The sequence below is a fragment of the Planobacterium oryzisoli genome (assembly GCF_015354315.1).
GTDB lineage: Bacteria > Bacteroidota > Bacteroidia > Flavobacteriales > Weeksellaceae > Planobacterium_A > Planobacterium_A oryzisoli.
On sequence record NZ_JADKYY010000013.1, the window covers coordinates 35,687 to 60,308 of the forward strand.

Below are 24,622 nucleotides of genomic sequence, written 5' to 3' on the forward strand. Positions count from 1 at the left end.
AATTATTTCTTAAAATTTTTCTCTAAATCGGCCATAAATGCTTTATCGACGATTATCTTTGTGCTAGAGCGCTGAAGACTAAGGGTTTGTTCCAGTCTCTGCTGCGTAAGGGCATCCTTAATATAGTCTTTAGATTCCTCTAAGCTCATCTGTTTCTCGGCTACGATCTGATCCAAAGCAATCACCACGGTACGCTCCCCTAACTGCGCTGAATGCACTCCTTGGGTGAAAGGCACCTGGTGTTTGGTGAAGATATCTGCTTCTTTGGACATCTCCCCTTGCTCAAAATGCACCAGTCCTACGCCTTTGCTGTCTACTTTCTGCTCGTAGCGTTTCTTTAAGGCTTCCCATTGTTTGGGGTCCTTGATGCTGCTCTTGATTTCACCCACAAGCTTAGGATCGGATACAATGGCTACTCTTCCCTTTCCATGCGTTTCCCAGAGGTATTTATCCTTGTTCTTGGCGTAGTACTCACTTACCCACGATGGATTATCTTCCACTTGTTTTCTTAGGTAGTCTGTGAAAATATATTCTGAATAGAGCATTTTTCTTTGCTGCTGTAGAGGAGTAAGCACTTCAGGGCGGCTTAGAAACTCCACGTTGTAATGCTGGAATACAAAACTGTTTGTGTTCATCTCTAAGAGTTTCTTCCACTGCTCCGAAGTAAGTTTCTCAGGAGTTTCCACTTGCTGGGAAATTTGTTTTAAAAGTGCCCCGGCAGTCATATCCTTACCATTGTAACTAACGAGCACCGTAGAAGGATTCTTCGTATTTTTCAGTCCTGAGAAAGAGGCACGTACGGCTGCAAAAGCCGGGGACTCACGGTATTTTCCAGAGGCCTTTTCAAGGGCTACCAGCTCCTCTTCCAAGAGTTGCTGGTAATTGGAAGCCATCATCTCGCGCTGGAAAAGTGCCCGGGTGTTTGGATTTAGTTCATAAGGCACCACATCGTAGATGTAAAAATAGAAGTGCTTTTCAGCAAGTTCGACCGGCTCGGTGGTGAAGTATCCTTTGGTCTTTCCGGCCAGTGCTTTGTATACGGCGTCGGGTAGCGTTGGCGATCCCAGGACTACGCCGCCGTTGTTTTTCTCGTTCTCGGTCGTTCCGTACTTGGCAGTAATTTCATTGAAGGGAACTCCCTTACGCAACTGCGAAAGAATTTCCTGCTTTTTCTGGGACGAGGTAGAGGGATCAATCCCCAGGCTTCCAAAAATCATATACCCAAGACTTGGCCGCGTGGCCACCAGCTGCGCGAACATGATGGACTCGCCCTGATCGTATAGTTTTGTAAAGGTACCGGGAGTGAGCTTCTTTAGGTCTTCGTACATCTGGTGTCCTACAACACCAGGCTTTAGGTACAGGGGCTGCTGCTCACTACCAAGGTGTGTTCTTAGAGCCTGTTGCATGGTAATTTGTCCTGAGACGACCTGGTTGTATACCGTCTGGTAAAAAGGCAGCTGGGATTTTTCCACCGTAAAGACCAGTACGCTGCGCTCGGTCTTACTGTCCTGCACAAAATTGGAAAGCACTTTATTTTTAAGGCTCTCTGGGTAGAAATGCTTCTCCCTAAGCTCGGCTAGAGTTTGGTTCATTCGCTGGCGGAATGCCCGTGTGGTATCTACCTTATTTGCCTTGGCAATCTGCTGAAGCAAAAGAAAATCCTGGGTAGATTTAAGAGTCTTCTCCACACCTATAGTCTGGAGGTTTTCTAAATTTTCTGCCTTAAAGTCCTTGAGTGAAACGCTGTCGCTGCCTACCACCATATACTGGGAAAACACCAACTGCGAGGCAAGCAGTGCGCCAAACACTATAAATTTATTGTACGTCATGTTAATCAAAATAGAGATCTATCTCAAAGGTAGTTAGTTGTTTGAAATCGGCAACACGTCTTCTAAGATCTTCGGTCGTGATTTCTTCAATGCGCTGGGTACCAAATTTCTCAACGGTGTAGGAAGCGAGCGCCGAACCCACGATAATAGCGGATTTCATATTGTTAAAGCTCAAATCCCCCGTCTTTGCAAGATGCGCTGCGAAACCGCCCGCAAAAGTATCTCCTGCCCCGGTCGGATCGAATACATCTTCCAGAGGCAAAGCCGGAATGGCAAACACTTTTCCTTCATGGAAAAGAAGTGCACCGTGCTCTCCTTTTTTTATGATGACATAATCCGGTCCCATGGCATGAATCTTCTGGGCGGATTTCACTAGGGAGTACTCCCCGGAAAGCTGTCTGGCCTCCTCGTCGTTTATGGTAATTACGTCGGTTTTGGAAATCATCTTCAAGAGCTCCTCCCAGGCAGTATCCATCCAAAAATTCATGGTGTCCAGAATTACCAGCTGCGGCCGTGTTTCCATTTTCTCAAGAACAGAAAGTTGAATGGAAGGATGCAGATTGCCTAACAAAAGCACCTCGGAGGCACTGGCATGCGGGGGCACTTTAGGATCAAAGTCTGCCATTACATTCACCTCGGTGACCAGGGTGTCGCGGGAATTTAAATCGTTGTGGTATTTTCCACTCCAAAAAAAGGTCTTGCCTTCCTTTATCATCTCAATTCCAGAGGTATCTACTCCTTTGCTCTCTAAAAGATCCAGGTGCTTTTGTGGAAAATCTCCACCCACAACGGACACTAAGCTCACATCGGTTTTAAGGACAGAGGCTGCCAGCCCAATAAAGGTGGCGGCACCACCTAAAATTTTATCTGTTTTTCCAAAAGGGGTTTCAATCGCATCAAAGGCCACAGACCCCACCACTAAAAGTTTCATTGAATTGTATTTTAAAAAAATATATAAAAGCGCAATGCCCCTTAAAGCTACCGCCCTATCGGGGGTAACACTCTACGTGACAAAAGGTGCGCAACCGGGCAAAAATAAGGTTTTTTACGCAAAATACAGTGCACCTTCCTAAAGGACCTCTAGGACCTGCTGCCGAGCCATTTTTCCAGGTAGCGTTCCAAAGGACGGGGATAGGAATACCCTGCACTTTCTGTGTATGGCACTACTATGCTCTCTTCCTTCTTGCTCCACTGCTCCAGCTCCCAGGTGGAAAGAACCAGCGCATCAATCCTAATGTTAAGAACACGGTGGGAGAGTCTATGCTGGAGAATTTCTGGAGCCAGCAACCTGTCTTGGTACTTTTGTTCAATCTCTGTGGGAAATTCATACAAACGTTTCCAAATCGACTTCTCACTACGTTGCTGGATAATATAGCTCAAACCGTCGTTAACAAAGTAATACTGCATGCTAATGGTAGAGACTTTGGTCTTGCGCTGCTTTACTGGATACTCCTCCATGGTACCTCTGGAAAAGGCAAGACAGCCCTCCCGTAGTGGGCACTCGTGGCAGAGTGGTGCTAAAGGTTTGCACACCGATGCTCCTACATCCATCATGGCCTGATTAAACTCTCCAGGCCACTCCTTAGGCATTAATTTCAGGGCAAGCTCAGAAAAGATACGGTACGCACCCGAGGTAGAGATATCTACCGAGCAGAGGAAGAACCGCGCGAGTACCCGATAGAGATTCGTATCGACCGCTGCCACAGGCTGTGAAAAAGCAATACTGCTGATTGCAGAGGCCGTATAGGGACCTACTCCTGGCAAGGATAGGATCTGCTGGTACTCAGTTGGAAAGTTACCCCCGAACTCGGCAAGAATCTTTTGTGCCGCTCGGTGCAGATTAAGGGCTCTTGAATAATAACCCAGTCCCTTCCAGTAGAGAAGAACCTCCTCGGCACTGGCCGTGGCAAGAGACTCCACCGTGGGAAAACGCTGCACAAACCGCTCAAAATAGGGTGCACCTTGCCTGACCTGAGTCTGTTGGAGGATCACCTCACTGATCCACACCCTATAGGGATCCTTGCGTTCCCTCCACAATAGGTCACGTTGATTGGCGCGGTACCATTCGAGGAGTTTCTCGCCCCACACCACATAACCGGGCTTTTCTAGTCCTTCCATATATAAAACGCGGTAAAAGTAATCAATATCCTGTAGTGAAAAAAAATACTTAGGTGGTAAAGAGTTATCCCGGCAGTAGGGAACAAAACGATGCAATTGGTATATTTGCCTTTTGTTACAACTTAATTATAATGAACCAAGAGGTTAGAAACTACATACTACCTTTTTGCCTCGTCCTTCTTACCATGCTGGTATCCCCTAGTCTTGCCGCACAGAATACAAAGATCTCCGAACCTGGAAAGGCCCTGTTTTACCTTTCCGTGGACACCCTTGAGGAATCAGATCTGCCGCATCCGGCCTTTATACTCCAAGACTACCTCCTTCAGGTCACAGGAAATGAATTTCCGATAGTTCAAGAAACAGCCCCCAGAGCGCAAAGTATACGATTGGAACTTAACCCTAAGCCTCATGAAATGTACCGCCTTTCTGTGGGACCTGAAAAAATACTACTGCAAGCCGCATCTCTAAAGACCCTTAATAAGGCTGTATACCATTTTATCGAAGAATCGCTGGGTTGTAGAAAATGGGCTCCTGGAGAAAAGGCGCAGTGCCCCACAACTCCAGAGCTTTATATAAAAAACAGGCCTGATACTTCTTTTTCCCCTTCCTTTGCCTACCGGGACGTCTATTCGCTTGGCTACAAAGATCCCGAGTACCTGCAATGGCACGGACTCCATACGCTCGATGAGCAGTGGGGATTGTGGGGACACTCCTACAATAAACTGGTCTCTCCCAAGCTCTTTGCTACGCATCCGCAGTGGTTCGGCCTGTACCGTGGTAAGCGACTTCCAAACCAGCTCTGTCTTACGCATCCTGGAGTGTTTCAACATGCAGTAAAGTCACTAGGTAGAATCATTGCCGACAACCCCCAGGCCCGCTACTTTTCTATTGGAGCAAACGACGATCTGGGGCATTGCGAATGTGCTGGATGCAGCGCTATAAACAAAAGAGAAGGCTCGGTATCAGGTACACTTGTGGATTTCACCAACCGCCTGGCCAGGCACTTCCCCAAAACTACTTTTTCGATTTTGGCGTATCAAGCCACTAAATTTGCTCCGCGCCACACTGCGCTGGAAAAAAATGTAGTGGTCTTTTTAAGCACTATTGACATCTACCGCTCCCGTGCGGTACCGACCGAGCGATCGGCAGCGCTATTGCGTTCCCTGCTCTTGGATTGGAAGAGTAAAGCTTCGCAGATTTTTGTATGGGATTATTACACGCAGTTCACCAACTATCTGGTGCCTTTCCCGGACGATGCGCACATTGGAGAAAATCTCGCCTACTACCAAAGCCAGGGAGCCACGGGTATTTTTGCACAGATGGCGGGAGATACCTATAACGATAGTGCAGAATTAAAGTCCTATGTCTTGGCTAAGACCCTCTGGGACGCCTCACTAAAAACCCAGGATGTACGTCGGGAATTTATCGAGGGGTACTACAGGGAGGCCGCACCTTATATAATGGAATACCATCAGCTTTTGCATTCGTTTGCACAAAAAAGTGGGGCGCGTCTGGACATCTATGGAAGTCCCGTTAGTCATTTTGGGGACTATTTGCATCCCACAAACCTTACCCAGCTCCACGCATTGGTATCCAAGGCGCAGGAAGCAACTAGTGATCCAGTGGTACGTGCACGCCTGGAAAGACTCGCGCTTTCTCTGGACTATACCAAACTGCAACATGCCCGCATTTATGGTTTCGATGCCCATGGGCTATTTGTAAAGGACCGGAGCGGACACTACCAAATAGACCCGCAATGGAAGCCACTCGTTGAAGGATTTGTATCCAAGGCGCAGAAGTATTCAGTGAAAGAAATTTCTGAAGGAGGTGATTCCCCTGCGGGCTACAAGGCAAAGTGGGATTATATATTTTCCCGTGGGGTTCCACAAAATCTTGCCCACGGAGCATCTGTCCATTTTTCTGCGCCCTGGGTGGAGGATTATCCGGCCAAACGACAGCGTACACTTACCGATGGAATGTATGGCTTTTCTAATTTCAGTTACAATTGGCTGCTTTTCTCTCAGCATGTAACCATGACTTTGGACTTAGGGGAACGAAGGCATGTAAAAACTATCGAAACAAGTTTTCTTGAAAACCAGCGGCGATTTATTTTCCTACCGGAAAAGATCCTTTTGGAAGTCTCCTCCAATGGAAAGAACTTTGTTCCCATGGAAGGAGTGGATGGCTTTGAGGCCAGGCAGAACGCCTCGGTAGCCACCTACCTACAGCGTTTTGAGATTCATTCTAAGATCCGTTATATACGACTAACGGCCCACCCGCTTTCCACACTTCCCAAGTTCTCTCAGCCCAGCCAAAGAAAGCCCCTGATTGCCACCGACGAGATCTGGGTTCAATAAGGAGTGGCAGGCCACCACGTCGGCACTAATCGCAAATCCACCAAGGTTAAGAAAATCAGGGATTTGTTTGTCAAGTTTGAAAAATAGTTATTATATTTGCACACCAAAATTAAAAACAAAAAAAGGAAATGACAAAGGCAGAATTGGTTAATACCATCTCTAATAAGTTGGGAACAGAAAAGAATGAAACGCAGAAGGTCATTGAGGCATTTATGCAGGAAATCAGGACTTCAATGTATAACGGTGACAATGTTTATTTGAGAGGGTTCGGGTCTTTTATCATCAAAACAAGAGCTGCTAAAACCGGCCGTAACATTTCCAAAAATACTGCCATTGAAATACCAGCTCACAATATTCCGGCATTTAAGCCATCCAAGAGCTTCGTTGAGAAGGTGAAAAGCAAAGTAACTGTAAAATAAAAATTAACTGAATATTAACCTTAACACATTACGACAATGCCAAGCGGAAAGAAAAGAAAAAGACATAAGGTAGCGACGCACAAGAGAAAGAAAAGAAGAAGAGCTAACAGACATAAGAAGAAAAAATAATTTTTCCTCCAAAATATAATAATATAGTTGATGAACTTTATTTCATTAACTATATTTTTGTTTAAAGAAGTAGCTAATCTACATACTAGTCCAAAATTTAACCCAAGAGCAATGAAAAAAGAACTGATCATCTCCCATCAAAAGGAGAACACGAAGATCGCGCTGCTCGAAGACGGCCGACTGTTCGAACTTCACGAAGAAGAGGACAATTCGGAATTCTCCGTCGGGGACCTCTATTTAGGACGGGTAAAAAAACTGGCACCCAACCTCAATGCGGCTTTTGTAAACATCGGTTACGAAAAAGACGCATTCTTACACTATCAGGACCTGGGACCTGATTTTCTAAGTTATCAGAAATTCCTCAAGGACACTTTCTCCAAAAGGCAGAATTCCTCCTCGATGAAGAACTTCCCAGTACAGAAGGAAATCGACAAGAACGGCTCGGTGGATAAAGTACTTTCCAAGGACGATGTGGTACTGATCCAGATCACCAAGGAACCCATCTCCACCAAAGGCCCGAGGATTTCCACCCAAATATCATTAACCGGAAGGTTTTTGGTACTCATCCCATTCGACAACAAGGTCTCTATCTCCAAGAAAATACGGAGCGCAGAAGACCGTGAGCGCCTAAAGACGCTCATTGAAAGTATTAAGCCGGAAGGCTTTGGTGTGATCATCCGCACCGTTGCCGAAGGCAAAAAAGTAGCCGAGCTGCACAACGATATGAACCAGCTGGTACAGAAATGGGAAAGTACCTTTAAAAACATCCAGAAGCAAAAGGTACCCTCCAAGGTACTGAGCGAAGAAGACCGGGCATCGGCCATACTACGTGATAATTTCAATCAGGATTTCACAAGCATCATCTGCGATGATGAGTCCATGGTAGAGGATATCACCAGCTACGTAGAAGTCATTGCGCCAGAAAGAAAAAACATAGTGCAGTACCACAATTCCCATATTCCACTGATGGAATACTACAATGTGGAGAAGCAGCTAAAACAGAGTTTCGGTAAACACGTGAACATTCCAAGTTCCAAGGGAGCGTATTTGGTGATCGAACACACCGAAGCATTGCACGTGGTGGACGTGAACTCCGGACCCAATCTAGGCAGTGGAACTTCCTCACGTGACCACGCACTTACTGTAAACAAACTTGCCGCTACCGAAATCGCAAGGCAGCTACGCCTGCGTGACATGGGCGGCATCATTGTGGTGGATTTCATTGACATGGTTAATGCCGAGCACCGCAAGGCACTCTACGAACATTTCCGCGACGAAATGAAGCGCGATAAAGCGCGCCATAAGATTCTGCCTCCAAGTAAATTTGGATTGATACAGATGACCCGTCAGCGGGTACGTCCAGAAAAACAAATTGAAACCACAGAGGAAAATCCCAATGCCGACGGAGAGATCCTTGCCCCTATTGTAGTGGTAGAGCGTATGGAAGAGGTGATTAGAGGAATCATCCAAAAAGAGAAAGGCAAAATATTTCTCCATGTCCATCCCTTCGTAGAAGCCTACCTGAGCAAAGGACTTATGAGCATTCAAACCAAGTGGTATATCAAGTACAAAAAGTGGGTAACTATTATCCCTAGAGACAGTTTCCGTTACTTGGAATACCGACTCTACAATTCAAAAAAAGAGGAACTTGCCAGTTACTCGAACTAAAAATAGGCCACAGCGCCCCATTGAAACTTCCTCATTCGAGGGAGTTTTTTTATGCTTTCTTAACAGAGCAAGGCAGTGAAATTTCCCGTAAAAACCCTTACTTTTGTTACTATGACGGTATTTGGAAGAGATCTTTTGAAGAAAATACAGTGCGCCACTCTTAAGGGAGAACAGGCCCATGCCATCTACTCCCCACCCTACCGACCACTGTTTACGTACGAGGAAATACTCCAGCGCAATCCGCGGTTTGCTGCAGTCAATATCCTGCTCTATTTGAAAGACGGAGAATGGCACTTTCCCCTCATGGTCCGCACCCACAATGAGAACGACAGACACAGCGGGCAGATTTCACTGCCTGGAGGAAGCCGCGAACCTTTGGACCAATCTTTTGGACAGACTGCGCGCAGGGAAACTTCTGAGGAAATGGGAATCCACCCCAATTACATCCGACTGATCCGTCCGATCTCACCTATCTACATACCTCCCAGTAACTTTTATGTGCATCCCTTCATATCGTATACCGGTAAGAATCCCCAATTTACCCTGCAGGAATCCGAAGCCAAGGAGCTTATTGAATTTCCGGTCCGCTCCATTCTCTCACTTCAGGAAGCACCACAAATGCGCACTCTTGCGCAAAGCAGAGGACACGAAGTACCTGTCATTGAATTTCAGGGACACTTGATTTGGGGCGCCACTTCAATGATCCTAAGTGAGTTTAGGGACTTGCTGAAAAATTTGTAAATTCGCACGATTAATGCAATGTGAATAATGGCGAAGAAAACGATTTTTGCAGATGCCTTCGGCACGCCCTACTTCTTGAAGCGGTTTATCATCTTTCTGCTGGGCATCGTTTCCTACCGGCGGTTTAATGGCTTTAATAAACTAAAGATATCAGGCACCCACCACCTTAAAGATCTGCCGGACTCCAATGTACTGTTTGTTTCCAACCACCAAACCTATTTTGCGGATGTGGCAGCCATGTACCATGTCTTCTTTGCGGTAAACAACGGCTACTACGACACGATCAAAAACCCCGTCTACCTCTTGAATCCCCGCGTGGACTTTTACTACGTAGCTGCAGAAGAAACCATGAACAAAGGACTGCTTTCGCGTATTTTTAAACTCGCTGGTGCCGTTACAGTAAAAAGAACCTGGAGGGAGAAGGGACAGAACGTGAACCGTATGGTGGATATGAGCGAAGTGGACAATATAATGAAAGCTTTGGATAACGGTTGGGTCATTACCTTTCCCCAAGGCACCACTTCAGCCTTCGCCCAGGGAAGAAAAGGTACAGCAAAGCTGGTTAAACAGCAGCGTCCTATCGTAGTACCCATAAAGATTAACGGATTTCGCCGCGCTTTTGACAAAAAAGGACTTAAGATAAAAGTTACGGGCGTGAAACCTACCATGGAGTTTAAAGCGCCCTTAACCATTGATTACGACGACGACAGTGCTCAGGATATCCTACAAAAGATCATGGTGGCTATTGAACAGACTCCTGACTTTAATGTCCTGTACGAATACGACGAGGAATTAAAGGCCCGTACCGAGGTACAAGTTCCCGAAAAAAACATCTAATTCTTATGAAAAGACTTCTTTTACTCCTTATTGCTGTACTGGGCCTTACCGGCTGCAGCTCACACAAAATATTTGAAGAATACGATATCAGTTATAGCCGCAGCGGTGGTCTTGCACCTATCTACGAGAATATGCTGATTAAAGGGCAGACCGTGCATTATTTTTATGAGGGGCACGGAAAGAAATACAACAAAAAAAGCACCTTGTCTCAGAAAGAGAAAACGGCGCTTTACCAAGCCATCGAGTCCAACAAACTCTCCACCATACGGGAAGACTACAAAAAGGTGTACGACCATATTACCACCACGGTAAAAGTACGCACGCCTAGAGAGGATATCTACAAAAACGACGGGAGTTTCATCATGCCTCAGGACCAGAAAAGGTGGGAAAACATCGTCGGTGCTTTTGAGGCATTGGTAGAGGAAAAAAACCTTCGTACTCCATAATTAACTCATGCAACAAAACGAATTACTTACCCACGGAGAGAACAGAACCCGCGTGGTACTTCTTGGAGGACCCCAAGAAATAACTTTCCTTGTAAAAGAAGCGCTTGAAATGGAACGTCCGGGACAAAGCTATTGGACAGAAAAGCACACCATACGGGGAGAGGGCGAGTTCTTAATTGTTCAGACCTTGGATCCTGTTCTTGCTCAGTCACTGCGCCCCAACATACTCTTTCTGTTGCAACCCTTAAGCCTCGAGCAGTTTTCTGCTGTCCTTGAACAGGTGACCGACGGGGGAATCGTAGTATACGATAAAGATTTAAATGACGTAGTTTTGGCCCTGGGTCAGGGTACTAATTTTTACAGACACATTCCCTTCGATCGGATGGCCGAACCCGTAGAGAATTATTCCACCCCTATTGGCATGGTGCCTATTTCAGAATCCCTTGCCCCGGTAGTGCCGTATCTGCAAGGAATTGAGGAGCTACTTCGTCATCTGGGCATTCAGAGTGAGGCGTTTGCCGAGGTGCTCTCCATGCAGTAAGTCCCTAGTACTCTACCCTTCACAGGGCCTCACTACTGCGGATTGCTAAATGGTAAAATTTAATTAAATTTACCAAAAAGCACCGCCCCATGAGATATATTCAGCGTGGAGAGATTCCACAAAAGCGCCATACGGTATATAAATCCCCAGAAGGAAATTTTTACTATGAACAGCTCTTTGGAACCGAAGGTTTCCATGGAATATCCTCGCTACTGTACCATTTGCACCGGCCCACCCAGATCCGTCATATCTCTGAACCTAGGGATGTCGCTCCAAAGGTTGGGGTAGAACGCAACGTCACGCCACGTATGTTTAAAGGAATGCATGTGACCCCGGAAGACGACTATCTGGAAAGCCGCAAAATCCTTCTTTTTAACAGTGATCTGAAGATGGGACTGGCCAAGCCACGCGAATCTACCTCCTACTTCTATAAGAATGCACATTGCGACGAACTGCTTTATGTGCACCAAGGGATTGGCACGCTTAAGACGTTTCTCGGAGATCTGGAATTCTCCTTCGGTGATTACCTGATCATCCCAAGAGGCACCATTTACCAGCTGGATTTTGACGGTTCCGACAACGTGCTCTTTTTCATTGAAAGCCATTCTCCAATCTACACACCAAAGCGCTACCGCAATGAGTTCGGGCAGTTATTGGAACATTCTCCATTCTGTGAACGCGACATTATTGCTCCCACCTTTAAGCCGCCAGTTGATCAGAAAGGGGATTTTACGATTAAGGTAAAAAAACAAGATCTTATCTGGGATTTTCAGTATGCTACGCATCCTTTTGACCTGGTAGGCTGGGACGGATACTTCTATCCCTATAAATTCAATATAAAGAATTTTGAACCCATCACCGGACGCATTCATATGCCACCGCCGGTACATCAAAACTTCGAAGCGCACAATTTTGTTGTATGCTCTTTTGTGGCAAGGATGTACGACTACCATCCTTTGGCTGTTCCCGCGCCGTACAATCACTCCAATATCGATTCCGATGAGGTGCTTTTCTACACAGAAGGGGATTTCATGAGCCGAAACCATATTGATCTGATGGATTTCACACTACATCCTGGAGGTATAGTGCACGGTCCGCACCCGGGCGCTATGGAACGAAGCATCGGGCAAAAATTCACTCAGGAGTATGCCGTTATGGTAGACCCTTTCCGTCCGCTTCAAATTACGCAAGAAGCGCTAAAAGTGGAAGACCCCTCCTACAAGACTTCATGGTTAGAATAAAATCATACTGTAAATCAGATACTTAACACACTTCTGGCAGCCTAGTAGGACCCCTCAATTTGACATATGTCATATTTGAAGCCCTAGGGAAAAGCAGTATCTTTGGAAGGATTCTAAAGAACGATTAATACGAAAATACAACGCTTATGCACCATTATGTCAGTGCCCAAGAGGCCGTTTCAGTAATTAAAAGTGGAGACCGAATATTCTCTCACGGTAGTGCCTGTACACCCAATTATTTTCTGGACGAGTTGGCAAGGCAATCGGACCGACTGCGTGACGTGGAATTTGTATCCATTACCCAGCAGGGGAGTGTGGAAATCGCAAAACCTGAATATAAAGACAGTTTCTATATTAATTCCCTTTTCACTTCCACGCCGGTTCGCGACGCAGTAAACTCAGAACGAGGAGACTTTGTACCTGTATTTTTAAGTGAAATTCCTACCCTTTTCAAATCGGGTTTTCTTCCCATTGATGTAGCTATGGTCACGGTATCTCCACCAGACAAACACGGATACTGTACACTAGGCACCTCGGTGGACGTTGCCCGCAGCGCTGTGGATACTGCAGGAAAGATTATAGCGATTGTAAATCCTCTCATGCCTCGCACCCACGGAGACGGAATGATACATATCAGCCGCTTTGACAAAGTGGTATGGCATGAAGAAGAACTTCTCACAGTGGACTATGGTGCAAAGGTTGGGGAAGAAGAACTGAAGATTGGTGGGAATGTAGCAGAACTTATCGATGACCGATCCACGTTACAAATGGGTATTGGAACCATTCCTGATGCGGTACTTAAGAGCCTGGGCAACCATAAGGACCTTGGCATTCACACCGAGATGATAAGCGATGGGGCGATCGATCTAATCCTTAATGATGTCGTAAATAATAAGTACAAAGGAACACATACCAACCAAACCATCACCAGTTTTTGTTTTGGAACCAGAAGACTCTACGATTTTGTAGACGACAATCCTTCTATTTCCTTCATGGACGTACAGCATGTTAATTTTCCGATCAATATAATGAAGAACAAAAAAATGACTGCGATCAATTCCGCTATTGAGGTGGACTTGACTGGTCAGGTTTGTGCGGATTCCATCGGTACGTACCAATTTAGCGGCATTGGGGGACAGATGGATTTCATGCGTGGGGCTGCTCTGAGTGAGGGAGGAAAGCCTATCATAGCAATCTCATCAAGAACTAAAAAAGGGGTGCCGCGTATCGTGCCGTTCTTAAAGCAAGGTGCGGGGGTGGTGACCACCAGAGGGCATATCCACTGGGTGGTGACCGAGTACGGGGCAGTGAACCTCTACGGAAAAAACTTACGCCAGCGTGCTAAAGCACTAATTAGCATAGCGCATCCAGACGATCGAGAGATGCTGGAAGAAGCTGCTTATCAGCGCTTCAAACAAATATAAATGTAAACCCGGCCTTCCAGCCGGGTTTTTTAGTAGGAATTATATAAGATTGCTGCCTGTATACTAGCATTTTAGCTTTACTGAAAAATTAGTAAATTAGGCGGTAAACATCTAAAGATTTCCTATACATGTCAACACTTACTTTCGCAGAAAAGATTGCAAAGGCGGAGAATTTCCTGCCCATCAATGGTACCGATTATATTGAATTCTATGTAGGCAATGCCAAGCAAGCAGCCCACTTCTACAAAACGGCTTTTGGTTTTCAAAGTGTAGCCTATGCCGGCCCAGAAACGGGCGTAAGAGATAGAGCATCCTATGTTTTGCAACAAGGAAAGATCCGCCTGGTTCTCACCACAGGACTGAAATCGGACTCGGTGGTTTGCGAGCATGTAAAGAAACACGGTGACGGGGTAAAAGTTCTGGCCTTATGGGTAGAAGATGCTTATAGTGCATTTGAAGAAACTACCAAACGCGGTGCAAAACCCTACCTGGAGCCGCAGACCCTTACCGATGCGCATGGAGAAGTGCGGATGTCGGGAATCTACACCTATGGAGAGACCGTGCATATGTTTGTGGAAAGGAAAAACTATACTGGAGAATTCATGCCGGGCTACGAAAAATGGGAAAGTGCATACAACCCTGCGGATGTTGGTCTACTCTATGTGGACCATTGTGTTGGAAACGTAGGCTGGGACCGAATGCTTCCGGTGGTTAAATGGTACGAGGATGTCATGGGATTTGTCAATATTCTAAGTTTTGACGACAAGCAAATCAACACCGAATACTCGGCACTGATGTCTAAGGTAATGAGCAATGGAAATGGCTACGCAAAATTCCCGATCAATGAGCCTGCAGAAGGCAAGAAAAAATCACAAGTGGAGGAATATTTGGATTTTTACGAAGGAGAAGGCGTGCAGCACATTGCAGTAGCTACAAAGGACATCATTCATACCGTAACCGAACTAAAAGCACGCGGTGTTGAGTTTCTCTCGGCTCCGCCACAGGCTTACTACGAGATGGTTCCCGAGCGTGTGGGCAGTATCGATGAAGACTTGGCAAAGCTTCAGGAACTGGGAATTTTAATTGACCACGACGAAGAAGGATACCTGCTGCAAATTTTCACCAAACCTGTAGAAGACCGTCCAACCCTGTTTTTTGAGATTATTGAACGCCATGGCGCACAAAGCTTCGGAGCAGGTAATTTCAAAGCACTTTTTGAAGCGCTTGAACGGGAACAGGCCCGTCGGGGAAACCTCTAAGAGATTGGAATCTTATTTGCTATAGAGAAGCTATAAAAAAATCCCCATGTATAAAGCACTGTATCTTTTAGCATTTCTGACATCTATTCCCTTATTTTCTCAGTCGGGAAGTATTTCGCAGCGAATCAGCCAATTAGAAAATGCGCGTACTGTGGTAAGTGAAAAGCACTACGATGTATTTACTCGCAGTCCTTTTGTATGGGTCAAGGAATTTGAAGACCATACCGAACGGCGGGAACTAAAGATGGTGAACGGAAAAGCAGAAATGGTAGAAGTATTCATTGACAAGAAAGACCAAAGCAGTGCAGTAAATTTATTTACAGGGGATTACCAGATGATGCCGGGGGGCCTAGTGTCGGTACGGTTGGATCGACTTGAGGGAAAACCCTTGCCCCTCCCACTCGCTTTAAGCCTAAAGATGGCCCGCGAAAAAAGAAATTTCTACCTGGTCAATGTACAAAACGGCGATTTGTTTCTCGAGGCCGGTAGAGACAACAAATAATTCTACACTCTTTGTAACGTACTAAAACTGCCTTAAGAATTCGTTTCTTAAGGCAGTTTTATTGCAATTGGATTTGTGAAAATCCACAGTTTATCCTGCACAATGCAAAAGCGTAGTGCCATTTTTAAGTCCCTGTATATTTTGTATCTTTAAGAATCTAAATTAATCTCTATGAAATCGTTTGTAAACTATAGTGAAACCTCAGATTTTTCCATCCATAACATACCCTTTGGTGTCGCCGTATTTAATAAAGAATATATTGCCTGCGCTACACGCATCGGCGATATTGTAGTGGATTTGGCCACTCTATACGACTTCGGCTTTCTGGACGATGTGGATGGACTTAGCGAAAATGTCTTTGAGGCCTACACGCTAAATGAATTCATAGAACTGGGCAAGCCCGTGACCTCTGCGGTGCGGCTCAAGATACAGGAACTGCTATTAGAAGATTCCTTACTCGCAAAGGACGAAAAAAGTATTGAACAGTGCTTCTTTGAACTGGATCAAGTAAAGATGCTTATGCCGGTACATGTTCCCAATTATACAGATTTCTATTCCAGTGAACAGCATGCACGCAATGTGGGTGAAATGTTCCGCGATCCAGCCAATGCCCTGCTTCCCAACTGGAAACATCTTCCGGTGGGCTACCATGGCCGGGCTTCCTCCATAGTGGTCAGTGGCACAGATATCCACCGCCCGAAGGGGCAAACCAAACCCAAAGATGCTCCCGCACCGGTATTTGGTCCCACCCGACAGCTGGATTTCGAACTTGAAATGGCCTTCATTGTGAACCGTAATACGGAGATGGGCGAATCCATATCTACAGAGCAAGCAGAGGAAGCAATCTTTGGTCTGGTACTTTTCAATGACTGGTCGGCGCGCGATATTCAGGCATGGGAATACGTTCCTCTTGGTCCATTTTTAGGAAAAAACTTTGCCTCCTCCGTTTCCCCATGGGTGGTTACTCTAGAGGCCCTGGAACCCTTCCGTACCGAAGGACCGATACAGGACCCTGCAGTTTTGCCCTATTTAACCTTTACAGGAAACAAGCATTACGACATTTCAATGGAAGTGGGTCTTACCCCCTCCCACGGCACAGAGAAAACGCTTGCTAAGACCAATTTCCGTCATATGTACTGGAATATGTGCCAGCAACTGGCCCATCATACTGTGAGCGGGTGTAATATTGAAGTGGGCGATCTCTATGCATCGGGAACTATCTCCGGGAATTCACCAGAGAGTTTTGGCTCTATGCTGGAACTTTCCTGGAAAGGAGAAAACCCAGTGGTACTAAACGACGGTCAGAAACGCAGCTTTATTGAGGACGGTGATACCGTTACCATGCGGGGGTACGCCCAGAAGGAAGGGATACGTGTGGGATTTGGTGAAGTGGTAGCCACAATACTTCCTAGTAAAGTCTAACGCTTTTTCGATCTATCGACAGATGAAAACCATAAGTCCTGAGTCTTTAAATCCCATGGAACTGCAGACGCTGCTGCAGACCGCAATAGCACCGCGTCCCATAGCATTGGTATCCAGTGTTAATGACCAAGGGGAAGTCAACCTTTCGCCCTTCAGTTTCTTTAATCTTTTTTCTACTCTGCCTCCCGTGGTTATTTTTTCACCCTCGCGCAGGGTTAGGGACAACACTACCAAGCATACACTACAAAACGTACTGGAAGTACCTGAGGTAGTTGTAGGCATTGTTAATTTCCCAATCGTACAGCAGGTCTCCCTGGCCTCCACGGAATACACTCGCGGTACGAATGAGTTCTTGAAATCGGGTCTTACGATGCGCCCCTCAGAGATTGTCGCTCCTCCACTTATCCAAGAATGCCCTGTAAACCTGGAATGCAAGGTACTGGAAGTAAAATCTCTAGGAAGTGAGGGAGGTGCGGGTCAACTAGTTATAGCGCAGATCGTACGCATTCACGTGGATGAGAAATACCTAACCGATGAGGGCACTCTGGATCCGCTTTCTTTGGACTTGGTTGCGCGTCTCGGGGGTAACTACTATAGCAGGCAAAATGCACAAAACCTGTTTGAAGTACCAAAGCCACTAACTACACTAGGAATTGGAATAGATTCTCTCCCTACTGAAGTGCGTGAAAGCCTAGTCCTTACAGGAAATGATTTGGCGATGCTTGCAAACATTGAAAAACTTCCTGCGGGAAAATTCAGCGCAGAAATCCAGAACCATACCCTTGCCAAATCTGCTCTAGAGAAAGGGCAGGTGGAGTTGGCCTGGCACTATCTGCAAACCTCTAAGCACTAATTACTCTTAACCTGTAAAAAGAAAACATCCCGCAGAAACCTATTTTCTGTGGGATGCGTTTTTATGAGGGTTGATCACTGGAATGTTCAATCTCGAGATTGTCTTTTAAATCCGGATTGAGCTTGAATGCCCGCTCCTTTTTACTCCGAAGCCGGATGTTGAGCAGTTCTACGGCCAGAGAGAAAGCAAGGCAAGAATAAATGATATTCTTACTCACATGCTGATGGATTCCTTCTGCGACCAGCATAACACCAATTACCACTAAGAAGGCAAGGGCCAGCATCTGAAGGCTTGGATGTTTATTGATGACCCGCGCAATAGGCCCTGCAAAGGCCATCATGATACCTATGGAAATCACAACCGCAATGATCATAAGCAAAACGTTATCTACTAATCCCACTGCAGTAAGAATGGAATCTAGTGAGAACACCATATCGATAAGGATGATCTGACTGATAACCAGTACCATAAGAGCCGATCCTGCAGAGGCGGCTTTGGGTCCATGGATTTCATCGACCTGCATTTTACTGTGTATTTCAAAGGTACTTTTTCCAATCAGGAAAATACCTCCCGCAAGAAGAATAATATCCTTCCAACTAAGCAGAAGTGGCCCGCCAGTGGTTGCATCACTCATAAAGCCCAAGGTAAGCACAGGGTCTTTCAGGGAGATGATCCAATTGATCATCAGAAGCAGGATGACTCTAAATAACATGGCAAATCCCAGTCCGAGATTGCGTGCAAATTTCTGCCTTGCTTTAGGAAGCTTATCGGAAATAATCGAGATGAAAATAATATTGTCGACTCCCAATACAATTTCCAGGAAAGTCAGGGTCAGAAGCGAGACCCAGATCTGCGGGTCTGCGAAATTGGGCCAATCAATGCCGGTAAATAAGTCCATAGTTTTTGTTTTTAATTTCCAGCGGTAAAAATACAGCGTCTGGAAAAATAAGTGTTATATAATTTTAATAATTGAAGAGAAAGTGCACATCGAGCTCTTCCACCTCCGAGGAATGTATTGCTTGCGCCTGCTGCAGAGCCGCTTTATCCCCAATAATCCCTGTATTGAAAGTCTTCTCCCTGATTCGTTGGTCCGCAAAGTGGGAAAAGGAGTTAAAATCCAATTCCTTTAGTTCCCCGTACATGGCCTGACGGATATCGTAGCTGATACCGAGTTTTTCTAGGCGCAGCGCGTTGAAAAATATCTGTGTGCGCCGCAAACGGTGTGAGGCTAGCTGCTTGAGGGCCGCTTGCCGGGCCGCCTCAAACTGCTCCGGATAGTGGGGAAGTTCTTTGAACAATTCCGCCAGCGCGGTCCTTGCCTCCGAGAGCTTATCGGTCTGGGTTCCTATATAGCTGCTTATATAGTCGTGCCTATAAATATGCGTAGCAGAGCGGTAATGGGCATAGGCAGAATACGCAAGACTCCGTTTTTCACGGATTTCTTGGAATACCACGGAGGAAAGTCCGGAGCCGAAATATTCGTTAAACAAGCTGACCTTTCCAAAATGTTGCGGGCTTACTTGCAATGAGCGCGCCGCCTGTACCATTTCCACCTGTACCATATCGTAGGGCACATAAAACACTTTCCCTGTAGTAGGCAGTTCTTCAAATTTCTTAGCTTCTGGAAGCCTCAGATGCGGTACTTCCATCATAGGGTCCAGAGTACTAAGGATTGCCTCAGGGTTTTTACCGTAAAAAAACACTTGGTACGGATACGCAAGTAACGCATGTATGCCACGCACCAGTTCCTGTGGATCGAGTGTTTGAAGCTGCGTAAGGGAAAGGGTATGGCGAAGTCTTGAATTTTCCTGAAACTTTATAAATTGCGTAAGAGCCGATACAATCCGGCCCTTGTCCTGAAGTTCTGCCTGGCGGCTCGAGTTAATTGTGGTAAGAAACGATTCATAGACCTGCACTTCACTTTTCAATTCGGTAATCCAATGGAAAAGCAGCTCCAGCCCCCTGGGAAGATTTTCTTCCAAGCCGGTTAGGGAGAAAGTAATCTGATCGGTTCCAATCTTTACATCGTGCATCAGCCCCAGAGTGAAAAATTTGAGCTTCAGCTCTTCAGCCGTATATTTATTGGTACCTAGGTACTGCATAAATTCCAGTGCCGTAGTTAAATAAAGGTCGTGGTCGGTACCCAGAGGGAATATTAGATGAATCTCCCCCAGTTCATTATGCGTATTTAAAAGGTGCGTAAATTTTCTTCCTTTTATACGCTGGGGTTGGAGGTACTTGCTGTACTCTATAAACTCCGGGCTGGGAGCAACGGAAGGTACGCTCTGGAGCTCCAGGTAGAAAGCACTTTTTGCGTCGCGGTTTAGAACAATGGGCGTAATTCCTGGATTCTCCACACGCAGAAGAAGAGGATTCTCCCCCACCAATTTATGTACCTCTACTACCCCCGTAGCAAAGAGCGTGCGCGCATAGGACATAATTTGTTCTTTTGTTATAGCTTCGTATTGTGCTATTTCAGAGAGTTGCAGCGTCCAGCTTTGATTCCGTATAAAACTTTGGTAGAGACGACTGGCAAGCCCTTCGCTGCTTTCCAAGGATTTAATTTGCTGTACCTTTAAATCATTGATGAGCGCTTGAAGCAACGCGTCGGGAAAAGCTCCATTCTTCAGGTTTTCTATCTGCTCCATTACCAGTGCACGCGCCTCTTCGAGGCTCTGCCCCTCCTTAGGTACTACAACAAGGCTGAAGACTCCGTAGTGATTAAGGGACATCTGGTAACTACCGGCGTACAGAGCCTTTTGTTTTTGATTGACTTCCAAGTCCAAAAGTCCAGCTTCCGCCCGGTTGCTTAGCAAAGAGGCGATAAGCTGGGCCTTCATCGCCTCAGGAGTTCCATAACTGGGGGTTCTATAGGCCAAATGCAACCTGGAGGTAGAGGGACTGTAAATGTGGCGCACGGATCTTCCACTAAGCGGCTGCTCCTCAATAAATGGCTTTTGCGGTGCACTCCTGGAAGGTAAAACTCCGAAATACCTTTCCACTAATTTTACGCTCTCTTCAAAATCCAGATCTCCCACAAGTACCAAGGCCATATTGCTTGGAACGTAGTACTGTTCAAAGTACTCCCTGAGTGCCTTCATGGAAGGATTCTTCAGATGCTCGGGTCTTCCCAGTGTGGTTTGTTGTCCATTAGGATGTGTGGGAAAGAGCATTTCCATCAGTGCGTAATTCACCTGACGTGCATCATTGTCCTGCGCACGGTTGAACTCCTCATATACCGACTCTAATTCCGTATGGAAAAGACGAAGAGCCAAACCCGAAAAGCGTTCGCTCTCAATCCGTAGGAAACGTTCTAGTTCGGTGGAGGGGATATTGTTTTTGTAGACCGTTTCGTCGTACCAAGTGTGCGCATTGGTTCCACTGGCCCCTAAAAGGTTCATAAGCTGGTCGTACTCTCCCGCCACGGCATAGCAACTTGCCTGATGGGACACGCGATCGATTTCTTTATAGAGTTGCCTTTTTTTCTCGGGATCCTGCTCCGCCTTATGCTCTTCAAAAAGCATCTCTAGAGTATCGAGTAAAGGCTTTTCCTTTTCCCAGTTCAGTGTTCCGATTTTAGAAGTCCCCTTAAAGAGCATGTGTTCTAAATAATGCGAAAGACCGGTATTGTCGCTAGGGTCGGCATTACTTCCCGTACGCACCGCTATAAAGGACTGAATCCTAGGAGCATCGGTATTCTTTGCCAAATAAAGAGAAAGTCCGTTTTCAAGCCGGTACAGCCTCACCCCGTACGGGTCTTGCGGCGTATAGGTATATTGCGTACCACCAAGATCGGTGGCAGTGTGCTGAGTGTATTTCATTGGTTTGTGTTTTAGTTTGTAACTGGGATTTGGCAAGCAGAGAAAGATCCCAATCATGAGATATCTCTCCCTGCCCCTCAGTTAGTGGGCCTCCAGCCAATTTTTACCCACCCCTACTTCCACGAGCAGAGGCACCTTGGTTTCATAGACCTCTTCCATCTGCGTCTTGATCAGAAGGGAGGCGGTCTCTATCTCATCCAGTGGAGATTCAAAGACCAGTTCGTCATGAACCTGCAGAAGCATTTCTGTCTTTAAATTCTTCTCATTGAAAAGACGATCAATACGGATCATCGCCATCTTAATCAAATCTGCTGCTGATCCCTGAATAGGCGCGTTCACTGCGTTGCGCTCCGCATGACCGCGAACCACAAAATTTCTGGAATTGATATCTTTAAGGTATCTTCTTCTCCCTAGTAAAGTCTGCACATATCCTTTTTGGCGCGCCTCTTCCACCTGGTTTGCCATCCAGCTCTTTAGATTGGGATAGGTGGCAAAATAAGCATCAATCATAGATTTGGCTTCAGAGCGCGAAAGGCCTGTTTGCTGCGAGAGCCCAAAGGCACCCTGTCCGTAAATGATGCCGAAATTTACTGTTTTGGCTTGGCTTCTCTGCAACTTACTGACCTCCTGCAGCGGAACATTAAAAAGTTTGGATGCTGTGGAGGCGTGGATGTCTTCTCCTTTTAGAAACGCCTCTATCATACTTTGCTCTTTAGCAATCTCGGCTATTAGCCTGAGCTCTATCTGACTGTAGTCGGCCGAAATGATACGGTGGCCCCTGGAGGCTACGAATGCGCCACGGATCTGCTGTCCGCGCAAAGTACGTATAGGAATGTTTTGTAGATTAGGATTCAGAGAAGAAAGTCTCCCGGTGGCCGCCGTGGTTTGTGAGAAATTAGTATGTACCCGACTGTCGTGGGCATCGATTTGCAGAGGCAGAGCATCTACATAAGTGCTCTTTAATTTCTGGTAGGTGCGGTATTCCAGTATAGGTTCAATTACCGGATGTGCGGCCGAGAGTTTTTGCAGAATATCTTCGGATGTGGCATACTGACCACTTTTTGTCTTCTTTGCCTTGGGATCCAGACCCAGCCGTTCAAAGAGTATATCCCCTAGTTGCTTAGGCGAATTAAGATTGAAAGTCTCACCACTTAATGAAAATACTTTTTCCTCGAGGGCTTTAAGATCGCTCTCCAAATCTTTACTCTCTTTTTCCAGCCAACCACGGTCTAGTTGCACACCGCGAAGTTCCATCCCTGCCAAAACTTGGAGTAAGGGCATTTCGACTTCTTTAAAAAGTGTAAGTAGTTCACTCTTTTCCAGTTCCGGCCGAAAGAGCTCATAGAGCTGAAACGTAATATCTGCATCCTCACAGGAGTAATCGCGTTGGGTCTCTAAAGGAAGCTCGTTAAACAAACCCTGCCCCTTGCCTTTTTTACCAATGAGCGATTCGAGAGAAATCGGTTCGTAATTAAGGTGCATCTGGGCCAGGTAATCCATCCCATGCCTGCCGTCGGGATTCAATAGGTAGTGGGCAATCATGGTGTCAAAGTACGGTTCCTGTACCTGCACTCCATGCATATATAGGACCTTGTAATCGTACTTGAGATTATGTGCCACCTTCTCCACCTTGGTACTCTCAAAAAACGGGCGCAGAAGTTCTAAGGTCTGGGACCTTTGCTCTAGTTTTGTAGGAATTGGAACGTAGTAGGCAAGGCCTTTTCGGTAGGAAAAGGAAATTCCCACTAGCTGGGCCTCCAGCTCATTAAGCGACGTTGTCTCTGTATCGAAACAGACCGAATCTTTCTCAAGCAAGGTTTTTACCAAGGCTTTTACTGCAGTACTGTTGTCTATCAATTGGTACAGCGTTTGGGAACTATCCAGCGAAGCCTTCTGGGAAGTGGCCTGCTCCAAGTCGTCAAATGAGGAAAAAAGATCAAGTTGGGTTGCTCCCTCTTTTGCGGGTTCCAGAACCTCCGCTCCAGTGCTTACTTTATCTTCTGAAAACGCCCTGTATAAAGTTTCGTAGAGCCTGCGAAACTCAATCTCGTCAAAAACCTGACGGACCTGTTCAAAGTCGGGGGTTTCCAGGTCGTATTTCTCGTGCTCAAAGTCCACGGGGACATCACAGATGATAGTGGCCAGACGCTTGGACATACGCCCGCGCTCGGCCGAATTCTCCACTTTTTCCTTGAGTTTACCCTTTAGCTCATGCGTATGTTCTAGAAGGTTTTCCAGACTTCCGTACTGCTGGAGAAATTTTGTTGCCGTTTTCTCTCCTACACCCTCAAGTCCCGGAATATTATCCACTGCATCGCCCATCATAGCAAGAAAATCAATAACTTGTTTAGGATCCTTGATTCCGTATTTCGCTTGGACCTCCTCCACACCGAGTATCTCAAATTCAGCCCCTTTAAGACCCGGTTTGTATATTTTAATATTGGGGGTAACCAGCTGCGCGAAGTCTTTGTCAGGAGTTACCATATAGACAGTATACCCCTGTTTCTCGGCTTTGCACGCAATGGTGCCAATCACGTCGTCTGCTTCGTAGCCCTCCACTCCCAAAATAGGTATATGCATGGCCTGAAGGATTCGGTGTATATAGGGAATAGCGAGTTGGATGGCTTCAGGGGTATCGCTGCGGTTGGCCTTATAATCTGCAAAATCCTCTGTACGCACGTTGGTTTTACCTACATCGAATACTACTGCAAGCTGGGTAGGCTTCTGGCGACGAATGAGTTCAATAAGTGAATTAGTGAATCCAAAAATGGCGGAAGTATCCATACCACTGCTTGTTATTCTGGGACTACGAATTAGGGCGTAGTACCCCCGGAAGATCATGGCGTAGGCGTCGACTAAAAAGAGCCTTTTATCGTTATTCTCTGACATAGGGCAAATATACATAAATCAGTGCAGTAGGGTAAGATCCCGCGGAAGGGTTGTATAGAAAAATTTTGTTTTGGACCAAGGTCCTTCTATAATTTCCACATTGTTTTGATATGGCAGAGTTTTCAC

19 protein-coding genes are annotated in these 24,622 nt (G+C 46.1%); 13 read left to right on the forward strand and 6 right to left on the reverse strand.

What is annotated here, in order from left to right; translation table 11 throughout:
• Positions 1-2: 2 nt before the first annotated feature.
• The 3 genes from IC612_RS09385 to mutY all read right to left on the reverse strand — a co-directional run bounded on the left by IC612_RS09385 (position 3) and on the right by mutY (position 3,947).
• Positions 3-1,829, reverse strand: a complete 1,827-nt coding sequence (locus IC612_RS09385; RefSeq protein WP_194739930.1) for a hypothetical protein — start codon at positions 1,827-1,829, stop codon at positions 3-5.
• Position 1,830: 1 nt separating this feature from the next.
• Positions 1,831-2,760 (reverse strand): PfkB family carbohydrate kinase, encoded by a 930-nt coding sequence (locus IC612_RS09390; RefSeq protein WP_194739931.1) that lies wholly within the window; start codon positions 2,758-2,760, stop codon positions 1,831-1,833.
• 149 nt (positions 2,761-2,909) lie between these two features.
• On the reverse strand, positions 2,910-3,947 hold the full coding sequence (gene mutY, locus IC612_RS09395) for an A/G-specific adenine glycosylase (RefSeq protein WP_194739932.1): 1,038 nt from the start codon (positions 3,945-3,947) through the stop codon (positions 2,910-2,912).
• Between the two features lie 131 nt (positions 3,948-4,078).
• Here mutY and IC612_RS09400 point away from each other — a divergent pair, with 131 nt between their 5' ends.
• The 13 genes from IC612_RS09400 to IC612_RS09460 all read left to right on the forward strand — a co-directional run bounded on the left by IC612_RS09400 (position 4,079) and on the right by IC612_RS09460 (position 17,786).
• On the forward strand, positions 4,079-6,304 hold the full coding sequence (locus tag IC612_RS09400) for a DUF4838 domain-containing protein (RefSeq protein WP_194739933.1): 2,226 nt from the start codon (positions 4,079-4,081) through the stop codon (positions 6,302-6,304).
• Between the two features lie 128 nt (positions 6,305-6,432).
• Entirely contained in the window at positions 6,433-6,723 is a 291-nt protein-coding gene (locus tag IC612_RS09405) for an HU family DNA-binding protein (RefSeq protein WP_194739934.1), read from the forward strand.
• A gap of 240 nt (positions 6,724-6,963) precedes the next feature.
• Positions 6,964-8,520: an Rne/Rng family ribonuclease gene (locus IC612_RS09410; RefSeq protein WP_194739935.1), complete on the forward strand. Its 1,557-nt coding sequence runs from the start codon at positions 6,964-6,966 to the stop codon at positions 8,518-8,520.
• A gap of 111 nt (positions 8,521-8,631) precedes the next feature.
• On the forward strand, positions 8,632-9,261 hold the full coding sequence (locus IC612_RS09415; protein WP_194739959.1) for an NUDIX hydrolase: 630 nt from the start codon (positions 8,632-8,634) through the stop codon (positions 9,259-9,261).
• 27 nt (positions 9,262-9,288) lie between these two features.
• The gene (locus IC612_RS09420) at positions 9,289-10,098 is read left to right on the forward strand and encodes a lysophospholipid acyltransferase family protein (RefSeq protein WP_194739936.1); all 810 of its coding nucleotides are present in this window, start codon (positions 9,289-9,291) and stop codon (positions 10,096-10,098) included.
• 5 nt (positions 10,099-10,103) lie between these two features.
• Positions 10,104-10,544, forward strand: a complete 441-nt coding sequence (locus IC612_RS09425) for a lipoprotein (RefSeq protein WP_194739937.1) — start codon at positions 10,104-10,106, stop codon at positions 10,542-10,544.
• Positions 10,545-10,551: 7 nt separating this feature from the next.
• Positions 10,552-11,085 carry a hypothetical protein gene (locus IC612_RS09430; protein WP_194739938.1) on the forward strand — a complete coding sequence of 178 codons (534 nt, stop codon included), beginning with the start codon at positions 10,552-10,554 and terminating at the stop codon, positions 11,083-11,085.
• A gap of 89 nt (positions 11,086-11,174) precedes the next feature.
• Positions 11,175-12,326, forward strand: coding sequence for a homogentisate 1,2-dioxygenase (locus IC612_RS09435; protein WP_194739939.1), 1,152 nt, complete (start codon positions 11,175-11,177; stop codon positions 12,324-12,326).
• Positions 12,327-12,472: 146 nt separating this feature from the next.
• Positions 12,473-13,750: an acetyl-CoA hydrolase/transferase family protein gene (locus IC612_RS09440; protein ID WP_194739940.1), complete on the forward strand. Its 1,278-nt coding sequence runs from the start codon at positions 12,473-12,475 to the stop codon at positions 13,748-13,750.
• A gap of 128 nt (positions 13,751-13,878) precedes the next feature.
• Positions 13,879-15,009 (forward strand): 4-hydroxyphenylpyruvate dioxygenase, encoded by a 1,131-nt coding sequence (gene hppD, locus IC612_RS09445; RefSeq protein ID WP_194739941.1) that lies wholly within the window; start codon positions 13,879-13,881, stop codon positions 15,007-15,009.
• 46 nt (positions 15,010-15,055) lie between these two features.
• Positions 15,056-15,511 (forward strand): hypothetical protein, encoded by a 456-nt coding sequence (locus tag IC612_RS09450; RefSeq protein ID WP_194739942.1) that lies wholly within the window; start codon positions 15,056-15,058, stop codon positions 15,509-15,511.
• Positions 15,512-15,682: 171 nt separating this feature from the next.
• On the forward strand, positions 15,683-16,933 hold the full coding sequence (gene fahA / locus IC612_RS09455; RefSeq protein ID WP_194739943.1) for a fumarylacetoacetase: 1,251 nt from the start codon (positions 15,683-15,685) through the stop codon (positions 16,931-16,933).
• 22 nt (positions 16,934-16,955) lie between these two features.
• Positions 16,956-17,786 (forward strand): flavin reductase family protein, encoded by an 831-nt coding sequence (locus IC612_RS09460; RefSeq protein WP_194739944.1) that lies wholly within the window; start codon positions 16,956-16,958, stop codon positions 17,784-17,786.
• A 61-nt stretch (positions 17,787-17,847) separates the two neighbouring features.
• On the opposite strand, the gene IC612_RS09465 is transcribed toward IC612_RS09460, so the two are convergent.
• The 3 genes from IC612_RS09465 to polA all read right to left on the reverse strand — a co-directional run bounded on the left by IC612_RS09465 (position 17,848) and on the right by polA (position 24,496).
• A complete protein-coding gene (locus tag IC612_RS09465) occupies positions 17,848-18,684 on the reverse strand; it encodes a TerC family protein (RefSeq protein ID WP_194739945.1) in 837 nt (278 codons plus the stop codon).
• Positions 18,685-18,748: 64 nt separating this feature from the next.
• Positions 18,749-21,607, reverse strand: a complete 2,859-nt coding sequence (locus tag IC612_RS09470; RefSeq protein ID WP_194739946.1) for a M16 family metallopeptidase — start codon at positions 21,605-21,607, stop codon at positions 18,749-18,751.
• A gap of 81 nt (positions 21,608-21,688) precedes the next feature.
• A complete protein-coding gene (gene polA / locus IC612_RS09475) occupies positions 21,689-24,496 on the reverse strand; it encodes a DNA polymerase I (RefSeq protein ID WP_194739947.1) in 2,808 nt (935 codons plus the stop codon).
• Positions 24,497-24,622: the final 126 nt, after the last annotated feature.

Bases quoted from the DNA above. Each gene is read 5' to 3' on its own strand.
- IC612_RS09465 (WP_194739945.1), bottom strand. From the start codon at position 18,684: ATGGACTTATTTACCGGCATTGATTGGCCCAATTTCGCAGACCCGCAG.
- IC612_RS09440 (WP_194739940.1), top strand. From the start codon at position 12,473: ATGCACCATTATGTCAGTGCCCAAGAGGCCGTTTCAGTAATTAAAAGT.
- IC612_RS09430 (WP_194739938.1), top strand. From the start codon at position 10,552: ATGCAACAAAACGAATTACTTACCCACGGAGAGAACAGAACCCGCGTG.
- IC612_RS09420 (WP_194739936.1), top strand. From the start codon at position 9,289: ATGGCGAAGAAAACGATTTTTGCAGATGCCTTCGGCACGCCCTACTTC.
- IC612_RS09390 (WP_194739931.1), bottom strand. From the start codon at position 2,760: ATGAAACTTTTAGTGGTGGGGTCTGTGGCCTTTGATGCGATTGAAACC.
- IC612_RS09415 (WP_194739959.1), top strand. From the start codon at position 8,632: ATGACGGTATTTGGAAGAGATCTTTTGAAGAAAATACAGTGCGCCACT.
- IC612_RS09450 (WP_194739942.1), top strand. From the start codon at position 15,056: ATGTATAAAGCACTGTATCTTTTAGCATTTCTGACATCTATTCCCTTA.
- IC612_RS09425 (WP_194739937.1), top strand. From the start codon at position 10,104: ATGAAAAGACTTCTTTTACTCCTTATTGCTGTACTGGGCCTTACCGGC.
- IC612_RS09410 (WP_194739935.1), top strand. From the start codon at position 6,964: ATGAAAAAAGAACTGATCATCTCCCATCAAAAGGAGAACACGAAGATC.
- IC612_RS09405 (WP_194739934.1), top strand. From the start codon at position 6,433: ATGACAAAGGCAGAATTGGTTAATACCATCTCTAATAAGTTGGGAACA.
- IC612_RS09435 (WP_194739939.1), top strand. From the start codon at position 11,175: ATGAGATATATTCAGCGTGGAGAGATTCCACAAAAGCGCCATACGGTA.
- mutY (WP_194739932.1), bottom strand. From the start codon at position 3,947: ATGGAAGGACTAGAAAAGCCCGGTTATGTGGTGTGGGGCGAGAAACTC.
- IC612_RS09470 (WP_194739946.1), bottom strand. From the start codon at position 21,607: ATGAAATACACTCAGCACACTGCCACCGATCTTGGTGGTACGCAATAT.
- IC612_RS09400 (WP_194739933.1), top strand. From the start codon at position 4,079: ATGAACCAAGAGGTTAGAAACTACATACTACCTTTTTGCCTCGTCCTT.
- fahA (WP_194739943.1), top strand. From the start codon at position 15,683: ATGAAATCGTTTGTAAACTATAGTGAAACCTCAGATTTTTCCATCCAT.
- hppD (WP_194739941.1), top strand. From the start codon at position 13,879: ATGTCAACACTTACTTTCGCAGAAAAGATTGCAAAGGCGGAGAATTTC.
- polA (WP_194739947.1), bottom strand. From the start codon at position 24,496: ATGTCAGAGAATAACGATAAAAGGCTCTTTTTAGTCGACGCCTACGCC.
- IC612_RS09460 (WP_194739944.1), top strand. From the start codon at position 16,956: ATGAAAACCATAAGTCCTGAGTCTTTAAATCCCATGGAACTGCAGACG.
- IC612_RS09385 (WP_194739930.1), bottom strand. From the start codon at position 1,829: ATGACGTACAATAAATTTATAGTGTTTGGCGCACTGCTTGCCTCGCAG.